General features: G+C 70.4%; 16 protein-coding genes and 1 pseudogene. 8 read left to right on the forward strand and 9 right to left on the reverse strand.

From position 1 onward, the window contains the following. Positions 1-40 precede the first annotated feature (40 nt). Both ABZ195_RS08620 and ABZ195_RS08625 read right to left on the reverse strand, forming a co-directional pair. The gene (locus ABZ195_RS08620) at positions 41-862 is read right to left on the reverse strand and encodes an alpha/beta hydrolase (protein ID WP_355216685.1); all 822 of its coding nucleotides are present in this window, start codon (positions 860-862) and stop codon (positions 41-43) included. A 30-nt stretch (positions 863-892) separates the two neighbouring features. Next, entirely contained in the window at positions 893-2,404 is a 1,512-nt protein-coding gene (locus ABZ195_RS08625; protein WP_355216687.1) for a PucR family transcriptional regulator, read from the reverse strand. Positions 2,405-2,544: 140 nt separating this feature from the next. Between ABZ195_RS08625 and ABZ195_RS08630 the strand changes: the two genes are divergently transcribed. The 5 genes from ABZ195_RS08630 to ABZ195_RS08650 are packed head-to-tail and all read left to right on the forward strand — an operon-like array spanning position 2,545 to position 7,283. Further along, positions 2,545-4,023: an amino acid permease gene (locus ABZ195_RS08630; RefSeq protein WP_355216689.1), complete on the forward strand. Its 1,479-nt coding sequence runs from the start codon at positions 2,545-2,547 to the stop codon at positions 4,021-4,023. After that, complete coding sequence (locus ABZ195_RS08635) at positions 4,023-4,706, forward strand: SDR family oxidoreductase (RefSeq protein ID WP_355216691.1); 684 nt, start codon at positions 4,023-4,025, stop codon at positions 4,704-4,706. The genes ABZ195_RS08630 and ABZ195_RS08635 overlap by 1 nt, the downstream gene beginning before the upstream one ends. Continuing rightward, positions 4,706-5,470, forward strand: coding sequence for an SDR family oxidoreductase (locus tag ABZ195_RS08640; protein ID WP_355216692.1), 765 nt, complete (start codon positions 4,706-4,708; stop codon positions 5,468-5,470). The genes ABZ195_RS08635 and ABZ195_RS08640 overlap by 1 nt, the downstream gene beginning before the upstream one ends. Further along, positions 5,467-6,417 (forward strand): agmatinase, encoded by a 951-nt coding sequence (gene speB / locus ABZ195_RS08645; protein ID WP_355216694.1) that lies wholly within the window; start codon positions 5,467-5,469, stop codon positions 6,415-6,417. Before ABZ195_RS08640 ends, speB begins: the two co-directional genes overlap by 4 nt. Beyond that, positions 6,414-7,283 carry a polysaccharide deacetylase gene (locus tag ABZ195_RS08650; protein WP_355216696.1) on the forward strand — a complete coding sequence of 290 codons (870 nt, stop codon included), beginning with the start codon at positions 6,414-6,416 and terminating at the stop codon, positions 7,281-7,283. The genes speB and ABZ195_RS08650 overlap by 4 nt, the downstream gene beginning before the upstream one ends. Positions 7,284-7,290: 7 nt before the next feature. Here ABZ195_RS08650 and ABZ195_RS08655 read toward each other — a convergent pair whose 3' ends face one another. Then, positions 7,291-8,559 carry a primosomal protein gene (locus ABZ195_RS08655; RefSeq protein ID WP_355216698.1) on the reverse strand — a complete coding sequence of 423 codons (1,269 nt, stop codon included), beginning with the start codon at positions 8,557-8,559 and terminating at the stop codon, positions 7,291-7,293. Positions 8,560-8,598: 39 nt separating this feature from the next. Beyond that, positions 8,599-9,105 (reverse strand): SRPBCC family protein, encoded by a 507-nt coding sequence (locus tag ABZ195_RS08660; protein WP_355216700.1) that lies wholly within the window; start codon positions 9,103-9,105, stop codon positions 8,599-8,601. Between the two features lie 65 nt (positions 9,106-9,170). Between ABZ195_RS08660 and ABZ195_RS08665 the strand changes: the two genes are divergently transcribed. After that, positions 9,171-10,181 (forward strand): zinc-binding dehydrogenase, encoded by a 1,011-nt coding sequence (locus tag ABZ195_RS08665; protein WP_355217041.1) that lies wholly within the window; start codon positions 9,171-9,173, stop codon positions 10,179-10,181. A 10-nt stretch (positions 10,182-10,191) separates the two neighbouring features. On the opposite strand, the gene ABZ195_RS08670 is transcribed toward ABZ195_RS08665, so the two are convergent. Beyond that, positions 10,192-10,575, reverse strand: a complete 384-nt coding sequence (locus tag ABZ195_RS08670) for a helix-turn-helix domain-containing protein (protein ID WP_355216702.1) — start codon at positions 10,573-10,575, stop codon at positions 10,192-10,194. A gap of 207 nt (positions 10,576-10,782) precedes the next feature. Here ABZ195_RS08670 and ABZ195_RS08675 point away from each other — a divergent pair, with 207 nt between their 5' ends. Continuing rightward, positions 10,783-11,781: a zinc-binding alcohol dehydrogenase family protein gene (locus ABZ195_RS08675; RefSeq protein ID WP_355216704.1), complete on the forward strand. Its 999-nt coding sequence runs from the start codon at positions 10,783-10,785 to the stop codon at positions 11,779-11,781. A 9-nt stretch (positions 11,782-11,790) separates the two neighbouring features. On the opposite strand, the gene ABZ195_RS08680 is transcribed toward ABZ195_RS08675, so the two are convergent. Both ABZ195_RS08680 and ABZ195_RS08685 read right to left on the reverse strand, forming a co-directional pair. Continuing rightward, positions 11,791-12,891 carry an NlpC/P60 family protein gene (locus ABZ195_RS08680; protein ID WP_355216706.1) on the reverse strand — a complete coding sequence of 367 codons (1,101 nt, stop codon included), beginning with the start codon at positions 12,889-12,891 and terminating at the stop codon, positions 11,791-11,793. A 3-nt stretch (positions 12,892-12,894) separates the two neighbouring features. Further along, positions 12,895-13,191: a type VII secretion target gene (locus ABZ195_RS08685; RefSeq protein ID WP_355216708.1), complete on the reverse strand. Its 297-nt coding sequence runs from the start codon at positions 13,189-13,191 to the stop codon at positions 12,895-12,897. Positions 13,192-13,241: 50 nt separating this feature from the next. Here ABZ195_RS08685 and upp point away from each other — a divergent pair, with 50 nt between their 5' ends. Continuing rightward, positions 13,242-13,865: a uracil phosphoribosyltransferase gene (upp, locus tag ABZ195_RS08690; RefSeq protein ID WP_355216710.1), complete on the forward strand. Its 624-nt coding sequence runs from the start codon at positions 13,242-13,244 to the stop codon at positions 13,863-13,865. On the opposite strand, the pseudogene ABZ195_RS08695 reads toward upp, so the two are convergent. Both ABZ195_RS08695 and ABZ195_RS08700 read right to left on the reverse strand, forming a co-directional pair. Further along, a pseudogene (locus ABZ195_RS08695) lies at positions 13,847-15,346 on the reverse strand (phospho-sugar mutase); the annotation flags it as partial. The gene upp and the pseudogene ABZ195_RS08695 overlap by 19 nt on opposite strands. A gap of 55 nt (positions 15,347-15,401) precedes the next feature. Next, a complete protein-coding gene (locus ABZ195_RS08700; RefSeq protein ID WP_355216712.1) occupies positions 15,402-15,863 on the reverse strand; it encodes a MarR family transcriptional regulator in 462 nt (153 codons plus the stop codon). Positions 15,864-15,881: the final 18 nt, after the last annotated feature.

The raw sequence follows: 15,881 nt of genomic DNA on the forward strand, positions 1-15,881 counted from the left end.
GTTTCACCGGCGCCGACCGCCGGTGAAACTCCACGAATCGTTACAGGACCTCGCGCAGCCGGGCGGCGAATTCGGCGGGTGCGCCCATGAATCCGCCGTGGTCGCCGGGGAACTCGGTGGTGTCCACGCCCAACGACCGCGCCACGGCCACCGAGGTCCGATGGGTCAGCAGATGGCCGGATTCGGCGCCGAGGCCGATGACGATGCGGGTCGACGAGGCCTTCAACGTGTCGGCGTCCGGGAGGTACTGCGTGGTCGGCACCAGGTCGTGAACGAAGAAGCGGGCGCCCTCGGCCAGCGCCTTCTCCGGATTCACCGGTTCGCCCTGCGGCTCGGGCGGGCCGTCCTGGCCCACGTCGAAGCCGGCGTTGACCATGAACTTCAACCACGCGGCGTGCAGACCCTCGGTGCGGAAGGTCGCCACGATGTCGGCGGTGGCCGCCCGCTGCGCCTCGGCGTCGGGCAGCAGTTCCAGCAGGGGTGGTTCGTGTGCCACCAGGGTGCGCACGCGGCCGGGGTGCCGGGTGACCAACGCCAGCCCGGTCACCGCGCCGCCGCTGGAGCCGAACACGTCGGCCGACTGTTCACCCATGTCGTCGAGGATCGCCGCCACGTCGTCGGCGCGCAGATCGGGATTCGACGGTCCGTCGGGATCGTCGACGGGACTGCCCGCGAAGCCGCGGGGGTCGTAGGTGACGACGGTGTGATCGCTCGCCAGGGCATCGGCCAGCGGGGCGAACTCCGAGGCGGCCATGGGGGAGCCGATGACGAGAAGCAGGGGACCACGCCCTCGCACCTCGTAGTGCAGGTGGGCGCCGGGGACGCCGAGCGAGCGGGAGACGAAGCCGTCAGTGAGGGTCATGCCGATGCTGACCCGACGCCGACGGAGAACTCATCGGTCCCGATGCGGCAGGGCGAGTAGATCCTTGGCCCGCAGGGCCAACCAGAACTCGGCGATGGTCGCGGTGTCGGTGATTCGTCGGCCCGTGATGTCCTCCACACGCTGGATCCGGTAAACCACCGTCTGGCGGTGCAGCCCCGTCGCGGTAGCCGTCTTGACCCACGACCGGTCGCACCGCAAGTAGGCATCCAGCGTCGCCACCATCTCGCTCGAATGCGCGGCGTCGTAGGCGACGAGCGCGCCGAGCACGCGCTCGACCACGACCTGGGCCTCCTCGGTGTCGCGCAGCACCGACAGCATCGTCGCGTCGCCGTAGTGCGCGGTCGCGTCGGCAGAACCCTCGGCGGCGCGCATCGCCCAGGCGGCCTCCCGGGCGGCGGCAGGTCCTCGGCGCGGATGGCCCAGGACGTCGCTGACGCCGATCGACGCCGCTTCGCCCACGCGGTGCCGCAGCGCGCCCAGCGGCCCGTCGCCTGCGGGCACCAGCGCGTAGAGAACGGCGCCGCGGCGCAGGAGGAGATGGGGTACCTGGCGCCGGGCGAGGCTCACGTGCAGATGCCGCTCCGCGGCGGGTGAGCCACCCGAGACGGCCGCCAGGACCGAGCCCGCGGGCTGCAGACCCCGGTCGGCGAGCAGGCGCGCGGACTCCGCTCCGGTGAACCGCCCGTCGCACAACGACGCCAGCACCTCGGCGCCGACGCGACGGTCGTGCTCGCGTCGCACGTTCTGCTGGGCGAGCAGCACGGCCATCGCCGAGGCCAGGTGCTGCAGCTGGACCACGTCGGGCGGTGACGCGCGGAAGCCGTAGGCCACCAACACCGTCGGCTCCTCGTCGGGCACCTCGACGGCGAGCGCACGTTCGTCGTCGGTGAGGACGTGAAGCACCCCGGGCACGGCACCGCGTCGCGAGGTGATCTCCTCGGTGAGGGCCAGTCGAAGCCCCTCGGGCACGGGATCCGAGGAGTCGAGGGCGATCTCACCGGTGGCGGCGTCGAGCACGGCCAGGCGGCACGCGACCTCACGCCCGAGCTGGCGCAGCGCGTTCTCGGCACCGGCGCGGCCGACCGACTGGCGGATCACCTGGTACACCCGTTCGGTGACGGCGATCCTTCTGCTGTCGTCGCTCTCCGCGCCACCGGCGACGGCCCGTCCGATGGCCGCGAAGCCGACCGAGTACGGCACCAGCAGAACGGGGAAGCCCAGTTCGTCGGCGAGGGTTACGGCCGCCGGGCTCAGTGCGGGGCTGGTGGCATCCAGCCCGATGACGACGCCGCACATGCCGTTCTCGGCCAGGCCGCGGATCAACGCCGCTTGTCCCTCCTGCGAGTCGGGCAGCGTGCGGCCGTTCTTCATGAGTAATTCGCCGCCGGCCAACCACGACCAGGGTTCGTCGAGATCGGAGGTCTGTGCCCAGAACACCGGCCGGTCCAAGCCGCGGGCGCCGGCCCGGACCGTCAGGCGCAGGTGTGGGGTGTCGACGAGGTCGGTCAGCAGGTAAGCCACGAGCTGTTCCCTCCCACGTTGCCAAACGTTGACGTGAACTTAGACGATCGTCGAAAGATCGGCAGCGATCTCAGACGATCGGCTGGTTCACATTCGGCGCGATCAGGTGCAGGGTCGCTGCAACCCCTGGAGGAGAAGCGATGTCAGATCCGACACCCCAGTCCACGGCCCGACCCGCCGCCGAGTCGCCCGCGACGTTGAGCCGCGGCTTCAGCTTCCGCTCGGCGTTGGCGCTGGCCTTCGCCGACGTGTCACCCATCGCGGCGGTGTACGCGATCTTCACCCTCGGACTCTTCGCGGCCGGCCCGAAGTTCTTCTGGGCGTTCCCGATCGTGCTGATCGGCCAACTCCTCGTCGCCGGGGTGTTCGGCGAACTGGCCTCGCGCTGGCCGTACGCCGGCAGTGTCTATCAGTGGTCGCGGCACGTGCGCGGCACGACGTGGGGGTGGGTCGCGGCGTGGGCCTACATGTGGGGGCTGACCATCGCGCTCGGCACGCTGTCGTATGCCGCCAGCGGATTCCTGCTGCAGATCTTCGGCGTCACCGAGCCGTCGCGGTGGGCGACCGCGACGGTGGCCGTCGTCATCATCCTGCTCGGTACCGGGGTGAACATCGTGGGTCGCCAGGTGCTGAAGGTGATGGTGGTCGCCAGCATCACGTGCGAGGTCATCGGCTCGGTCGGATTGGGCATCGTGCTGCTCGTGTTCTACCGCGAGAACCCGTTCTCGGCGCTGTTCTCCAGCGCGGGCATCCCGGACGCCGCGACGTGGACGTCCGGACCGATGCTGCTCGCGATCGCCTTCGTCGGGTGGTCCTTCCTCGGCTTCGAAGCCGCCGGATCGGTGGCCGAGGAGGTCGACGATCCCGAGCGCAACGTCCCCAAGGCCATCATCTTCGGTCTGCTCCTGGTCGGGCTGGTGGTCATGTTCTCCAGCGCCGCACTCATTCTCGCCATTCCGAACCTCGACGAGGTGGTGGCCTCCCAGGCTGGCGACGTGGTCGCCGAGACGCTGACCAACCACCTGGGCGCCGGTGTCACCAAGCCCCTGCTCGCCATGTTCGTCATCGGCTTCATCTCGAGTTTCCTGGCGGTGCAGGCCGCCGTGTCGCGCTGCATCTGGGGTGCCGCCCGCGACCGGAGCCTGCCGGGGTCCAAGGTGCTCGGCAAGCTGGCGGGCCCGGAACGCTTGCCGGTCAACGCGATTGCGCTGACCGCGATCGTGGCCATCGTGTTCATCCTGTTGGCGGGTTCGCAGTTCTACAACATCCTGGTCAACTTCAACATCATTGGCTTCTACATCGCCTTCGGGGTGCCGGTGGTCGGGGCGGCCATCGCCCGGCTGACCGGGAAGTGGCGCCCAGGGCCCTTCAACCTCGGCAGGTGGGGCGCTCCGGTGACCTACCTGGCGTCGCTGTGGATCATCTTCGAGACCGTCAACGTGGCGTGGCCGCGCACTCAGCCCGGCCAGCCGTGGTTCATCAACTGGGCCAGCGTGCTGACCACCGCGGTACTGGCCGTCGTCGGCGCCGCGATCTACCTCACCGTCCGACGCGACATCGCCGCGCCGATCGGCGAGCGGCTTGGCCGCGACGCCGAACCGGTGGTGACGGAGAACTGATGTCGCGCACCGCGATCGTCACCGGTTCGGCCTCGGGCATCGGCGCCGCCGTCACCGACCTGCTCCGTGCCACGGGGTGGGACGTTGCGGGGGTCGACCGTTCGTCGAGCGCCGACCACGTCGCCGACGTGGCCGATCCCGCCGAGGTACGAGCCGTCGTCGAACGAATCGTTCAGGACGTCGGCGAGGTCGACGCCCTGGTGACGGCGGCCGGGCACTACGAGATCACCCCGATGTCGGAGATCTCCGCCGAGGCGTTGCACCGGATGCTCCGCGTCCACCTCGGCGGCCTACGCAACACCGCGCGGGCGGTTTTGCCGTCGATGGCACGACGCGGTAGCGGTGCGATCGTCGCGGTCACCTCCGAACTCGCCATCGGAGGCGGTGACGGCGACGCGCACTACGCAGCGGCCAAAGGCGCCGTCATCGGATTGGTGCGCAGTCTGGCCGCCGAATTCGCCGGCCGCGGCGTCCGAGTCAACGCGGTGGCGCCCGGCCCGACCGACACTCCGCTCTTGTCGGCCGACTCGCCCTGGCGGGCGCCCGACTACCTCGCGACCCTGCCCAACCGACGCTTGACCACGCCCGGGGAGGTCGCGCGCATCGTCGGGTTCCTGGTGAGCGACGACGCCGCCTACTGCACCGGCGAGGTCGTCTCGCCCAACGGCGGGGCGGTGATCTGATGGCCGACGAGCCCCTGGAAGGACGGCTGGCCCTGGTTACCGGTGCCGCCCAAGGCATTGGCGCGGCCGTCGCCCACAGGCTTGCCGCCGACGGAGCACGCGTCGCCGTCAACGACCTCGCGCCGACCCCGGCGCTGACCGAGGTGGTCGAGGCCACCGGCGGCTTCCCTGCGGTCGGCGACATCAGCGGGCCCGGTGTCACCACGTTGGTCGACGGCATCGAGGAGGATCACGGCCCGGTCGAGATCCTGGTCTGCAACGCGGCCTACATGTCGATGGCCCCGTTCTTGGACGACGACGAGGACGACTGGTGGCGGGTGATCGAGGTCAACCTCGCGGGCACCTTCCGGCTGATCCAGGCCATCCTGCCGGGGATGAGACGCGCCGGCGGCGGCAACGTCGTCGTGATCGCCTCCGAGTGGGGAGTCGTCGGATGGCCGGAGGCCAGTGCGTACTCGGCGTCCAAGGCGGGACTCATCGCACTGGTCAAGACGCTCGGACGGGAACTGGCCCGCGAGAACATCACCGTCAACGCCATCGCCCCGGGGGTCGTCGACACCCCGCAACTGCTCGTCGACGCCGAATCGGCCGGGACGTCACTCGACGAGATGCACCGCCGTTACGGGGCTGCCATCCCGATGGGGCGCATCGGGCGTGCCGAGGAGATCGCCGGCACGGTGTCGCTGCTGGCCCGCCGCGACGTCGGCGCGATGGTCGGCCAAACGCTACAGATCAACGGAGGGTCGACACGGTGCCGAGTATGAGCGAGGACGTCACGGGTCAGTTGGACGGCCAGGTCGTCCCGCGGTACGCCGGGCTGACTACCTTCGCGCGACTGCCGCGCCGAGAGGACGTGCCCCGGTGCGACGTGGCGGTGCTCGGCGTACCGTTCGACTCCGGTGTGACCTATCGGCCCGGCGCGCGCTTCGGTCCCTCTCACATCCGGCAGGCGTCACGCCTGCTCAAGCCGTACAACCCGCAACTCGACGTGTCGCCCTTCGCGGGGCAGCAGGTGGTCGACGCGGGCGACGTCGCGGCCAACCCGTTCGACATCGCCGCCGCGGTTCGCGAGATCGAATCCGCCGCAAGCGAACTCGTGGACGGCGGGGCCAAGTTGATCACCCTGGGCGGTGACCACACCATCGCCTACCCGCTGCTTCGGGCCCACCATCGCCGGTACGGCCCGGTGGCGCTGCTGCACTTCGACGCCCACCTCGACACCTGGGACACCTACTTCGACGCGCCGATGACCCACGGGACGCCGTTCCGCCGTGCCGCGGAGGAGGGCCTCTTCGTGCCGGGACACAGTGCGCACGTAGGCATCCGGGGGTCGCTCTACAGCCCGAACGACCTCGTCGAGGACGAGGGCTTCGGCTTCACCGTGGTGCACTGCGCGGAATTCGAGCGTCGGTCCACCGACGACGTCGTCGAGCAATTGCGCGCCGCAATCGGCGATCGACCGCTCTACGTCTCGATCGACGTCGACGTACTCGACCCCGCCCACGCACCGGCGACGGGTACGCCCGAGGCCGGGGGCATGACCAGTCGGGAACTGCTCGCCGTCATCCGCGGTCTCGACGGAGCCAACCTCGTCGGCGCTGACATCGTGGAGGTCTCGCCGGCCTACGACCACGCCGAGATCACCGGTGTCGCCGCAGCCAACCTGGCCTACGAACTGATCTCGCTGCTCGCGAAGAATCAGCAGTCGTGAGCGTGCCCGCCGCCCCCGTCTCCTGGCCCGGTGCCGCCCGGTCCGCGGCGTCGTTCAGCTTCGACGTCGACGCGGAATCGGCGATGCTGGCCGTCGACCACGGCCACGCCAACCGGATGTCGGCCATCAGTCACCAGGCCTACGGACCGCTCGTCGGCGTCCCACGCATCTTGGCGATCCTGGCTCGCCACGGCATCACCTCCACCTTCTTCGTGCCCGGCTACACCGCACTGCGCTACCCCGACGTCGTCCGAGCCATCGTCGACGGCGGACACGAGATCGCGCACCACGGTTACCTGCACGAAGCGATGGCGGGACTGTCCGTCGACGAGGAGGCCGCGATCCTCGACCGCGGCCTCGAGGTGCTCGAGAGGGTGGCGGGAGTCCGGCCGGTCGGCTATCGGGCGCCCATGTGGGAACTCAACTGGCATTCGCCGAAGCTGTTGTCCGACAGGGGCTTCCTCTATGACAGCTCGCTGATGGACGCTGACCACCCCTACGAGCTGGCGGTCGACGGTGGCTCACTGGTGGAGATTCCGATCCAGTGGGCGCTCGACGACTGGGAGCAATACTGCTTCATCCCAGACTTCTCGGGAACCGGGCTCATCGAGAGCCCGGCCAAGGTCGAGGAGATGTGGCGCCTCGAGTTCGACGCCCAACGTCCCGACGGCGGGTGCTTCGTGCTGACCAACCACCCGTTCCTGACGGGGAGGCCGTCGCGGGCGGCGGCGCTGGAGAACCTGATCTCCTACGTCTGCTCGCAGGACGACGTCTGGGTGACCCACCTCGGCGCCATCGCCGAGCACGTCCGCGGGCTCGGGTTGACGCCGCGCTCAATTGGACGGCCCGATCCGGCTGACTTCTAGGTCGCGCTCACTCCTCGCGAAGCCGCGACTCCACGAAGTTCTCGATCTTCTCCCACTGCGCGACGGCCGAGGCGTAGGGCGCAGGCGGCTTGGCGACCTCGTCGGGATTCAACACGTGCCCGACGAAGCGCCCGAAGGGCTGGTCGGTGTCGAGGGCGTCCTCGACGGTGCTGTCCTCCGAGTAGTCGCCGACGTCGCGGATCAACTCCACCGCGAGTTCGAGTTGCTCGGCGTCCACGGCATCCGGGCCGTCGGCGATGTCGTCCGACAGCGTCCGCAGCACGTAGACGTTGTCGTCGGTGACCCGGATCTGCAGCGAGCCGTCGGTGGCGGCGGTCTTGATGTCGTCGAACGTCGCGAGGTCGGACAGGTCGCTCTCGTGTTCGTCGGCGAGGTAGCGCGCCAAGGCCCGCTCCGAGCCGAAGACGCTGATGCGGCCGTTGCGGCCCAGGAAGATCGGCTGATCGTCGAGATAGCAGCGCAGGGTGTAGAACGTGCCACCGCGGGTGAGCAGACGGACGGGGTCGATGCCGACGTGCGCCCAGAAGTCCTCGTCGCTGCCGAGGACCTGTTGGGTGGCCTGCGCGGCGAGCGCGGTCTCCTCGTCATCGACGTCGGCGTCGTCGGTGTCCTCGACGGCATCGTCGAGCGCATCCTCCTCGACCTCCTCCACGGGAGCTGGCTCGGCGAGTTCGGCGGCGGCCTTCTCCGAGGCCGCGGCGTCGACCTCGGGGATGGTGACGATCTCGTCGATCGCGTCGATGACGCCGTCCCATCCGCGGGCGATCACGCCCTCGATCTCGGTCCACCGCTTGCGGCCGCCGCGACCCTCGAACGCCTCGAGACCGCCGCCCAGGGACCCCAGGACGGGGTTGCCGTTGAAGAACTTGGACACGACCGGCAGGTCGCAGACCGAACCGATTGCCTGCACCACGGCGAGCGCGCCGAGCAGCGTCGCGACGGACTCCTCGCTCGGCTTCTCCGCAGCCACCTCCGGGACGCCGATCAGATCGTGCTGCCGCTCCTCGCCTGGATCCAGCCGGTGGGCGGAGGACTCCGTCAACGCGGCGTACGCGGGGTGATCGGTCAGGTCGTTGTCGGTGTTGGTCCTGATGAAGGCCGCCAGGTCAGCCACGCTTTCGAAGCCGTAGAGATCGTCGTCCCTACCGAGGAACGCCTGCCACTCGTCGTCGGCGTCCCGCCACGACGGGGCCCACAGCGTGTACAGATCACCCTTGGTCAGGCCGAGCCTCACGGGCACGATGTCAGCAGCCATGCGGCACAGCGTAGGCGACGCCCCCTGGGAGAGTCTCCGTCACCCGGTGCGGGCGAAGTGACGCTCCCCGTCGGCGGCCATCCGGCCGAACGCGAGCTCGAGCACCGGGGCCAATGCCTTGAACGGCAACGCGAACGCACCCTTCGGTTCGATCGCCACGGTCCAGGTGAACGTCGTCGTGGCGCCGTCGGCTCCGTGCGGCTCGACGACGTAATCCTCGGCGAAGGTCCTGAACACCGGGAGATTGGCCTCGACCGCGGTGAACGAGTAGCCGTGCCCCTCGTCCCACCGGAAGAAGCGTTCGCGGACGCGGGCCAACCCGGGCGCGAGGACCACCTCACGCGTGGTGCCGACGCCGAACGGGCGGGGGCTGGTCCACGTGAGCTTGCTGACCAACGAACTCCAGGCGGACAGCGACTCGTCGGAGGCCAGCGAGTCCCACACCGTCGCGGGCGGCGCGGCGAGTGTCTTGACGTATCGGAACACATGCGGCGCCGAGGTGAAGGTGCGTGCGTCGGCGGATTCGACCGGATACCAGCGTGCCATGACCACAGCATGCACGGCACGATGGCTTCGTGCGCGCAATGGTCTTCGAGGAGTTCGGCGGTTCGGTGGACGTCCGGTCGGTGCCCGACCCGACTCCGTCGCCGGGCGGCGTGGTCGTGGAGGTGCACGCCACGGGGCTGTGTCGCAGCGACTGGCACGCCTGGGCAGGTCACGACGACGGGGTGGCGCTCCCGCACGTGCCCGGACACGAACTCGTCGGTGTAATCGTCGAGGTCGGCGCCGACGTGCGGCGGTGGACGGCGGGCGACCGCGTCACGACGCCGTTCGTCTGCGGTTGCGGCTCGTGCGAGTGGTGTCGCAGCGGGCAGGCCCAGGTGTGTCCCGATCAGACCCAACCCGGTTTCACCCACTGGGGGTCCTTCGCCGAACGCGTGGCCCTGCACGGGGCCGACACCAACCTGGTGGCGGTCGGCGACCGGGTGGGCGACGCGGCAGCGGCAGCGCTGGGCTGCCGGTTCGCGACCGCCTACCGGGCGCTGCACGCCCGCGCCGGTCTGCGCCGCGGCGAGTGGGTGACCGTCGTCGGGGCGGGCGGCGTCGGTCTGAGCGCGGTGCAGATCGCCGTGGCGGCGGGCGCCAGGGCCATCGCCGTCGATCGCACACCAGCGGCGCTGGAGTTGGCGCGCAGCCTCGGCGCCACCCACACGGTGCTCGCCGACGGCACGTCCGACGTCTCCGCGCACGTGCACGACCTCACCGAGGGTGGCAGCCACGTCGCCGTCGACGCGGTCGGGTCCCCGGACACCTGCGCCGACGCCATTCACAGCCTGCGACGCCGCGGCCGGCACGTCCAGGTCGGTTTGCTGCCCGGCGTCGACGGCCACCCCGCGGTCCCGATGGATCGCGTAATCGGTTGGGAGTTGGACGTTCTGGGCAGTCACGGGATGGCGAGCGTGGACTATCCCGACATGCTCCGGCTAGTGCAGGCGGGCACGCTGCGACCGCAGGACCTCGTCGAGCGCGTGGTCGGCCTGAGCGAGGGCGCCCGGCTGCTGCCAGGTCTGGACACCGCATCTCCGGTCGGGGTGACCCTCATCGACCCGCGCTTGCCCTGAGGCCGCGCGGTCACACCGCCCAGTCGCCGTTGAGGGACTCGATGCGGTCGACGTTGTCCTCCGCCCAGGAACGAAGCGCGGCAAGCGGTTCGGCGACACCGTGCCCCAACTCGGTGAGTTCGTACTCCACTCGGGGCGGCACCTCGGCGTAGATGGTCCGGGTCACCAACGACGCGGCCTCGAGCCGGCGCAGGGTTTGGGTGAGCATCTTCGCCCCAATCCCCGGCAGGGCGGCTTGCACCGCGGTGAACCGCAGCGGGCCCTGCTCGTCGAGCAGGCCGATGATCAAGGCCGACCACTTGTTGGCCAGCAGGTCGAGCAGCGTGCGACACGGGCAGGTCGCCGAATAGACGTCGTGATGATCGTGGCGACCGCTCGGGCATGGCCGTGCCATCTGGTCCTCCTGAGGCCCGCTGTGCGTTGTCTCGGATGGTAACGGCTCCACGCCCGCACGGCGCGCACACACAGACCCGGTGCCCTCGACCAGCGTTGCTTCCCCTGGGGGAAGTAGGCGTCCTTGCGTGACAGTGGCGTCTCGGCGATAGCCTCAAATTCGTTACTCTTCAGCTAGTTTCGCACCACGACGGAGGACGGTACGACGATGGCCACGATGACCGCGATTGGCTCCTACGCCAGCTTGCCGACCGACTCACCCGAGTCGCTGCAGGACGTGGAGGTGCCGGTGCCCGAAGTCGGACCCCGGGATCTCCTGGTCCGGGTGGAGGCCGTCTCGGTCAATCCGGTGGACGTCAAGCAGCGGTCGAGCCTGAGCCCGTCGTCCGGGCCCACGATCCTCGGGTTCGATGCCGCGGGTGTGGTGCAGACCGTCGGGTCGGAGGTCACGTCGTTCGTCGAGGGTGACGAGGTCTGGTACGCCGGCGACATCACCCGGCAGGGCAGCAACGCCGAATTCCAGGCCGTCGACGAACGCATCGTCTCGCGCAAGCCGGCGTCACTGGGATTCGCCGACGCCGCGGCGCTTCCGCTCACCACCATCACGGCGTGGGAGACGCTGTTCGAGCGGTTTCGGATGGACGCGGACACCACCGGGGACCTGTTGGTGCTGGGTGCCGCCGGCGGGGTGGGGTCGGTGCTGATCCAGTTGGCGAAGACGCGCACCGGCGTACGGGTGATCGGCACGGCCAGCCGGGAGGACTCCCGACGGTGGGCCCAGAGCATGGGGGCCGACGCCGTCGTCGACCACCACCACCTTCGCGAGCAGGTGCTCGACATTGCTCCCGACGGCGTCGACTTCGTCTTCTCACCCCACTCGGCGGGCAACGTCGAGACCTACGCAGAGATCACGCGGCCGTTCGGTCAGGTCACCGCGATCGACGAACCCGAGGGGCTCGAGCTGGTGGTCCTCAAGGCCAAGAGCATCGCGTGGCACTGGGAGTTGATGTTCACCCGGGCGATGTTCGGCTACGACATGGAGTTTCAGGGTGCTCTGCTCGCCGAGGCGGCGGCGATGGTCGACGCCGGCGAGCTCAGGACGACGGTGACCACCGCGATCGAGGGCTTCGACGCCGCGGGGCTTCGGGAGGCGCACCGGTTGGTGGAGTCGGGTCGGATGGTCGGCAAGGTCGTCGTCCACCGCTGACCGCGGCACTCACGCCGTGGGTCGCCAGAAGCCCTGAAAACCCTGGCCCGCGTTGGTCGTCCGGATCGTCGAGAGCTGAACGGGGTCACCCGCCTCGACCATCAGTCCGTTGCCGACCACCATCGCGACGTGGCCGTCCCACACCGCCAGATCACCCGGGCGCAGTGTGTCCTGGGTGACGGCGGAACCGACGTCCTGCTCCTGGGCCAGCCGCGGAAGGTCCAGCCCGGCTTCGTGATACGCCCACTGAGTCAAACCGCTGCAGTCCAAGCCGACCCCGGGGGTGGTGCCGCCCCAGTCGTAGGGCACCCCGAGCTGAGTCAGGGCGTGCCGCACCGCGCTGGCGGCGGTCTCGTTGGGTGCGGTGGCCGTGCTGCCGTCGGGAAGCCGAACGCCCACACCGCTGCCGAACATGCCGGGATCGGCGAGCGGCCGCGCGTCGCGGAGTTTCTCCGGATCCGAGATGCCCACCTGGCGGCCACCGGATCGCGGCGCACCCGACCCGGCGCCGGCCGCCGACCCCATGCCCATACCCGACCCGGCTCCGAGACCGCCGAGGCTCGGCACGGCCCCCATCGGGACCGTCGGAAGCCTCGGCGTCGACGACGTCGTCGACGAGAGAGCGGGATCCGGCGCCTCGACCGTCGCCCGCTGCCCGTCGAGTTCGGCGCGCAGATCCTCGATCACCCCTTCGGCGTCAGCCCGAGCCCGGCCTGCCTCGGCGAGGAGTTCGTCGGCGACCCCGGGCTCGTCGAGCCGGGCCTCCAACTGCTCGGCACGGGCCTCGAACTCCGAGATGATCCCCTGTAACCGTGTCCGTGCGCGTGAGACGGCGTCGTTGGCGTTCGCGCACGCCGCTCCGAGCCGGTCGGCCCGCGTCACCATGGCGTCGACGGCGGCGACGGTCGAGTCGGCGAAGGACGCCGCCGCGGCGCCGGCGTCGCCCTCCCAGCGGGTCGCCTGCCACGACCGGGAGGTTGCGGCCGACACGTCGGCCAGCGCGCTGCCGACTTCGGCCAGCGCCGCCGCAGTGTCCGGCGTGCCAGTGCCGAGCGCCGCCTGTAGCTCGCGCAGCGGTGCGGTCAGACCGTCCACCAGGGCGCCCGCCACCGCTCACGCTCCGAGTCGCGAGATGGACTGTCCGGCATGGTGATCGGTGGCGAGGTACGCGTCGGCCGCGGCGCCGGCGACGTGCGTGGCCGCGGTCAGCCGCTCGGCGAGCTGCGAGGCCAGGCGAGCCTCCCGAAGCAGCGCGTCGTTGAGTGCGTCGAGGAAGTCGGCCCCGACCGTGCCGAATGCGTCGGAGGCCACCCGGGTGGCGTGCAGGTCGGCCGCCACCGCGGTCAGCTCGTCGGCTCGAGCGCGGTGGGCGGTGCTGAGCCCGTGAATGTCGGAGATGTCGGCGATCACGGGAGGTATGACGTCGGCCAGAGCGGCCGGGTTCCATTAGGGTTCGCCGAATGGACGTCCGCGTTGTCGATCACCCCCTCGCCGCTGCCCGGTTGACCACGCTGCGCGACGAGCGCACCGACAACGCCGGTTTCCGCTCCGCGCTGTGCGACCTCGCCTTGATGCTGGTCTACGAGGCGACCCGCGACGCCGCCTCGACGCCCGTGCCGATCCGCACGCCGATGGCCGACACCGTCGGCTCACGCCTCGCGTCGCCGCCGCTGCTGGTGCCGGTCCTGCGCGCCGGACTCGGGATGGTCGAGAAGGCGCATCAGCTGATTCCGGAGGCCAAGGTCGGGTTCGTCGGCATGGCCCGCGACGAGGAGACCGCCCTGCCCACGCCCTACCTGGAGTCGCTGCCCGACGATCTCAGCACGACGCCGGTGCTGGTCCTCGACCCGATGCTCGCCACCGGAGGGTCGATGGCGCACACCCTTCGTCTGCTGCGTGACCGCAACGCCGTCGACGTCACCGCAGTCTGCGTGGTGTGCGCGCCGGAGGGCATCGCGGCGCTGGAGAAGGTGTCGCCGAACCTCAAGCTCTACACCGCGGCCGTCGACGACGGCCTCAACGAGGTGTCCTACATCATGCCGGGGCTCGGCGACGCGGGCGACCGTCAGTTCGGGCCGCGCTGAAGCAGCGCGACCACGTCGTCGCGCAGGACGTCGAGACGGCTCGTGGCCTCCGTGCGCGCGGCGGCGACGTCGTCGCGAGGTGGTAGTCGAATCTCCATGTACGCCTTGACCTTCGGCTCGGTACCCGACGGACGGACCGCGACGCGTACCGACTCGCCGGTGTAGATCAGCGCGTCCGTGCGCTCGCGTCCGCTGCGGTCGAGCAGGTCGGTGACGTCCACCCCTTCACCCGCCAGATGGGTGGGGGGATGCGCGCGGACGTGGTCGACGAGGGCGGCCTCGGCGGGCACCGACACCGCCGCGGTGACGTGCACGCCGTGGAGGCGGGCCAATGCGTCCAACGCGTCGGGCACCGTGCGGCCCTCGTCGCGCAGGACCGCAACCAGGTCGCACGCGAGCACGGCCGCGCTGATGCCGTCCTTGTCGCGGACGGCGCCGGGGTCCACGCAGTGACCGATCGCCTCCTCGTAGGCGTAGACCAGCGTGCAGCCCGGGACGTCCTCGTCGGCACGTGCGAGCCACTTGAACCCGGTGAGGGTCTCGGCGTGGCGGGCGCCGTGGTGCGCGGCGATCGCAGCCAGCATGCGCGAGGAGACCACGGTGCTGCCGACCATGCTGGCGGCGGCGACCTCGCCCGGATCGGTCTGCGACAGGATGTAATCGCCCAGGAGCCAACCCGTTTCGTCACCCGAGAGCATCCGCCAGCCGGTCGGCGTCGGGATGCCGACGGCGCATCTGTCGGCATCGGGGTCCAGGGCGATCGCCACGTCGGCGTCGACCTCGGCGGCAAGGGCCAGCAGCAGATCGGTCGCGCCCGGTTCCTCGGGGTTGGGAAACCGCACGGTCGGGAAGTCGGGATCGGGGGAGTACTGCTCGGCGACGACGTGGACGTCGTCGAACCCGGCGTCCCGCAGCGTCGCGAGGGCGGGTTCGCCGCCGACGCCGTGCATCGGCGTCAACGCGATCCGGATGCTGCCGCTGCCTCGGCGTACGCTCGCCGCCCGGCGCACGTAGTCCGCGATCAGGTCGGTGCTCGCCGGGGTGACCTCGGTGCGCGCGACGTCGGACGGGGCATCGGCCATCGCCGCCTCGATCTCGCGGTCGGTCGGCGGGACGATCTGCAGCCCGCCGTCGAGGAAGACCTTGTACCCGTTGTCCGACGGTGGATTGTGCGACGCCGTGATCTGCACGCCTGCCACGGCCGAGAAGCGCCGTACGCCGAATGCGACCACCGGCGTCGGCGCGGGGTCGGGCAGCAACACCACGGAGAACCCAGCGGCGGCAAGCACTTCCGCGGTCGCCAGGGCGAAGTGGTCGGACTCGTGACGGGCGTCGCGACCCACCACGACCGTCGAGCCGCCGAGGCCACGGCCGTCGAGGACGGTCGCCAGCGCCCACGTCGCCGCCGTCACCGTCGCCACGTTCATCGCGCCCGGCCCCGGCCCCATCGGCCCGCGCAGGCCGGCCGTGCCGAACACGAGACGCGCAGGGCCGGGGGGCTGCGCGGTGGGTGGAGCCATGGCGCTCATTGTGCCGCTACCGCGTCTCGCCGCCGTCGGCGAGCTTGCGCAGCACCGGTGCCACCAGCATCAGCAGGTTGAACTCCAACTCGGTCAGCGTCTCGCGCATCGCCGAGTTGAGCCACTCGTCACGCTCGGCCCGATCGTGTTCGAGCAGGTGCATGCCGTCGGGGGTCACCTCGATCAGCTGACGGCGCCGATCGTCGTCGTCGGTGCGACGGGCCACCAGGCCGCTGGCCTCCAGATGGTTGATGCCGTCGGTCAGCGACTGCACGCGGACGTGCATGCGCACGGCGAGTTCGGCCGGGGTGGTGACGCCCGCCCGGCTGACCTCTCCGAGTATCTGCTGCTGGCTCAGGGTCAGGCCGTTGTCGCTGCGGTGCCGGCGTAGCTGGCGGGTCAGCGCCATGATCGATTCCCGCAGCTCAGTCGCGTTGGCGATCGCGTCGTTCCGGTCGGACAGGGTCGTGGCGCTCATTACCAAGTCATACCTTGG

The sequence above is a fragment of the Mycobacterium sp. NPDC006124 genome, assembly GCF_040614235.1.
Lineage (GTDB): Bacteria > Actinomycetota > Actinomycetes > Mycobacteriales > Mycobacteriaceae > Mycobacterium.

What these genes read in the sequence shown, in the direction of transcription:
- ABZ195_RS08620 (WP_355216685.1), bottom strand. Translation starts at nt 862, where the DNA reads ATGACCCTCACTGACGGCTTCGTCTCCCGCTCGCTCGGCGTCCCCGGC.
- ABZ195_RS08630 (WP_355216689.1), top strand. Translation starts at nt 2,545, where the DNA reads ATGTCAGATCCGACACCCCAGTCCACGGCCCGACCCGCCGCCGAGTCG.
- ABZ195_RS08635 (WP_355216691.1), top strand. Translation starts at nt 4,023, where the DNA reads ATGTCGCGCACCGCGATCGTCACCGGTTCGGCCTCGGGCATCGGCGCC.
- ABZ195_RS08640 (WP_355216692.1), top strand. Translation starts at nt 4,706, where the DNA reads ATGGCCGACGAGCCCCTGGAAGGACGGCTGGCCCTGGTTACCGGTGCC.
- speB (WP_355216694.1), top strand. Translation starts at nt 5,467, where the DNA reads ATGAGCGAGGACGTCACGGGTCAGTTGGACGGCCAGGTCGTCCCGCGG.
- ABZ195_RS08655 (WP_355216698.1), bottom strand. Translation starts at nt 8,559, where the DNA reads ATGGCTGCTGACATCGTGCCCGTGAGGCTCGGCCTGACCAAGGGTGAT.
- ABZ195_RS08660 (WP_355216700.1), bottom strand. Translation starts at nt 9,105, where the DNA reads ATGGCACGCTGGTATCCGGTCGAATCCGCCGACGCACGCACCTTCACC.
- ABZ195_RS08670 (WP_355216702.1), bottom strand. Translation starts at nt 10,575, where the DNA reads ATGGCACGGCCATGCCCGAGCGGTCGCCACGATCATCACGACGTCTAT.
- ABZ195_RS08675 (WP_355216704.1), top strand. Translation starts at nt 10,783, where the DNA reads ATGGCCACGATGACCGCGATTGGCTCCTACGCCAGCTTGCCGACCGAC.
- upp (WP_355216710.1), top strand. Translation starts at nt 13,242, where the DNA reads ATGGACGTCCGCGTTGTCGATCACCCCCTCGCCGCTGCCCGGTTGACC.
- ABZ195_RS08700 (WP_355216712.1), bottom strand. Translation starts at nt 15,863, where the DNA reads ATGAGCGCCACGACCCTGTCCGACCGGAACGACGCGATCGCCAACGCG.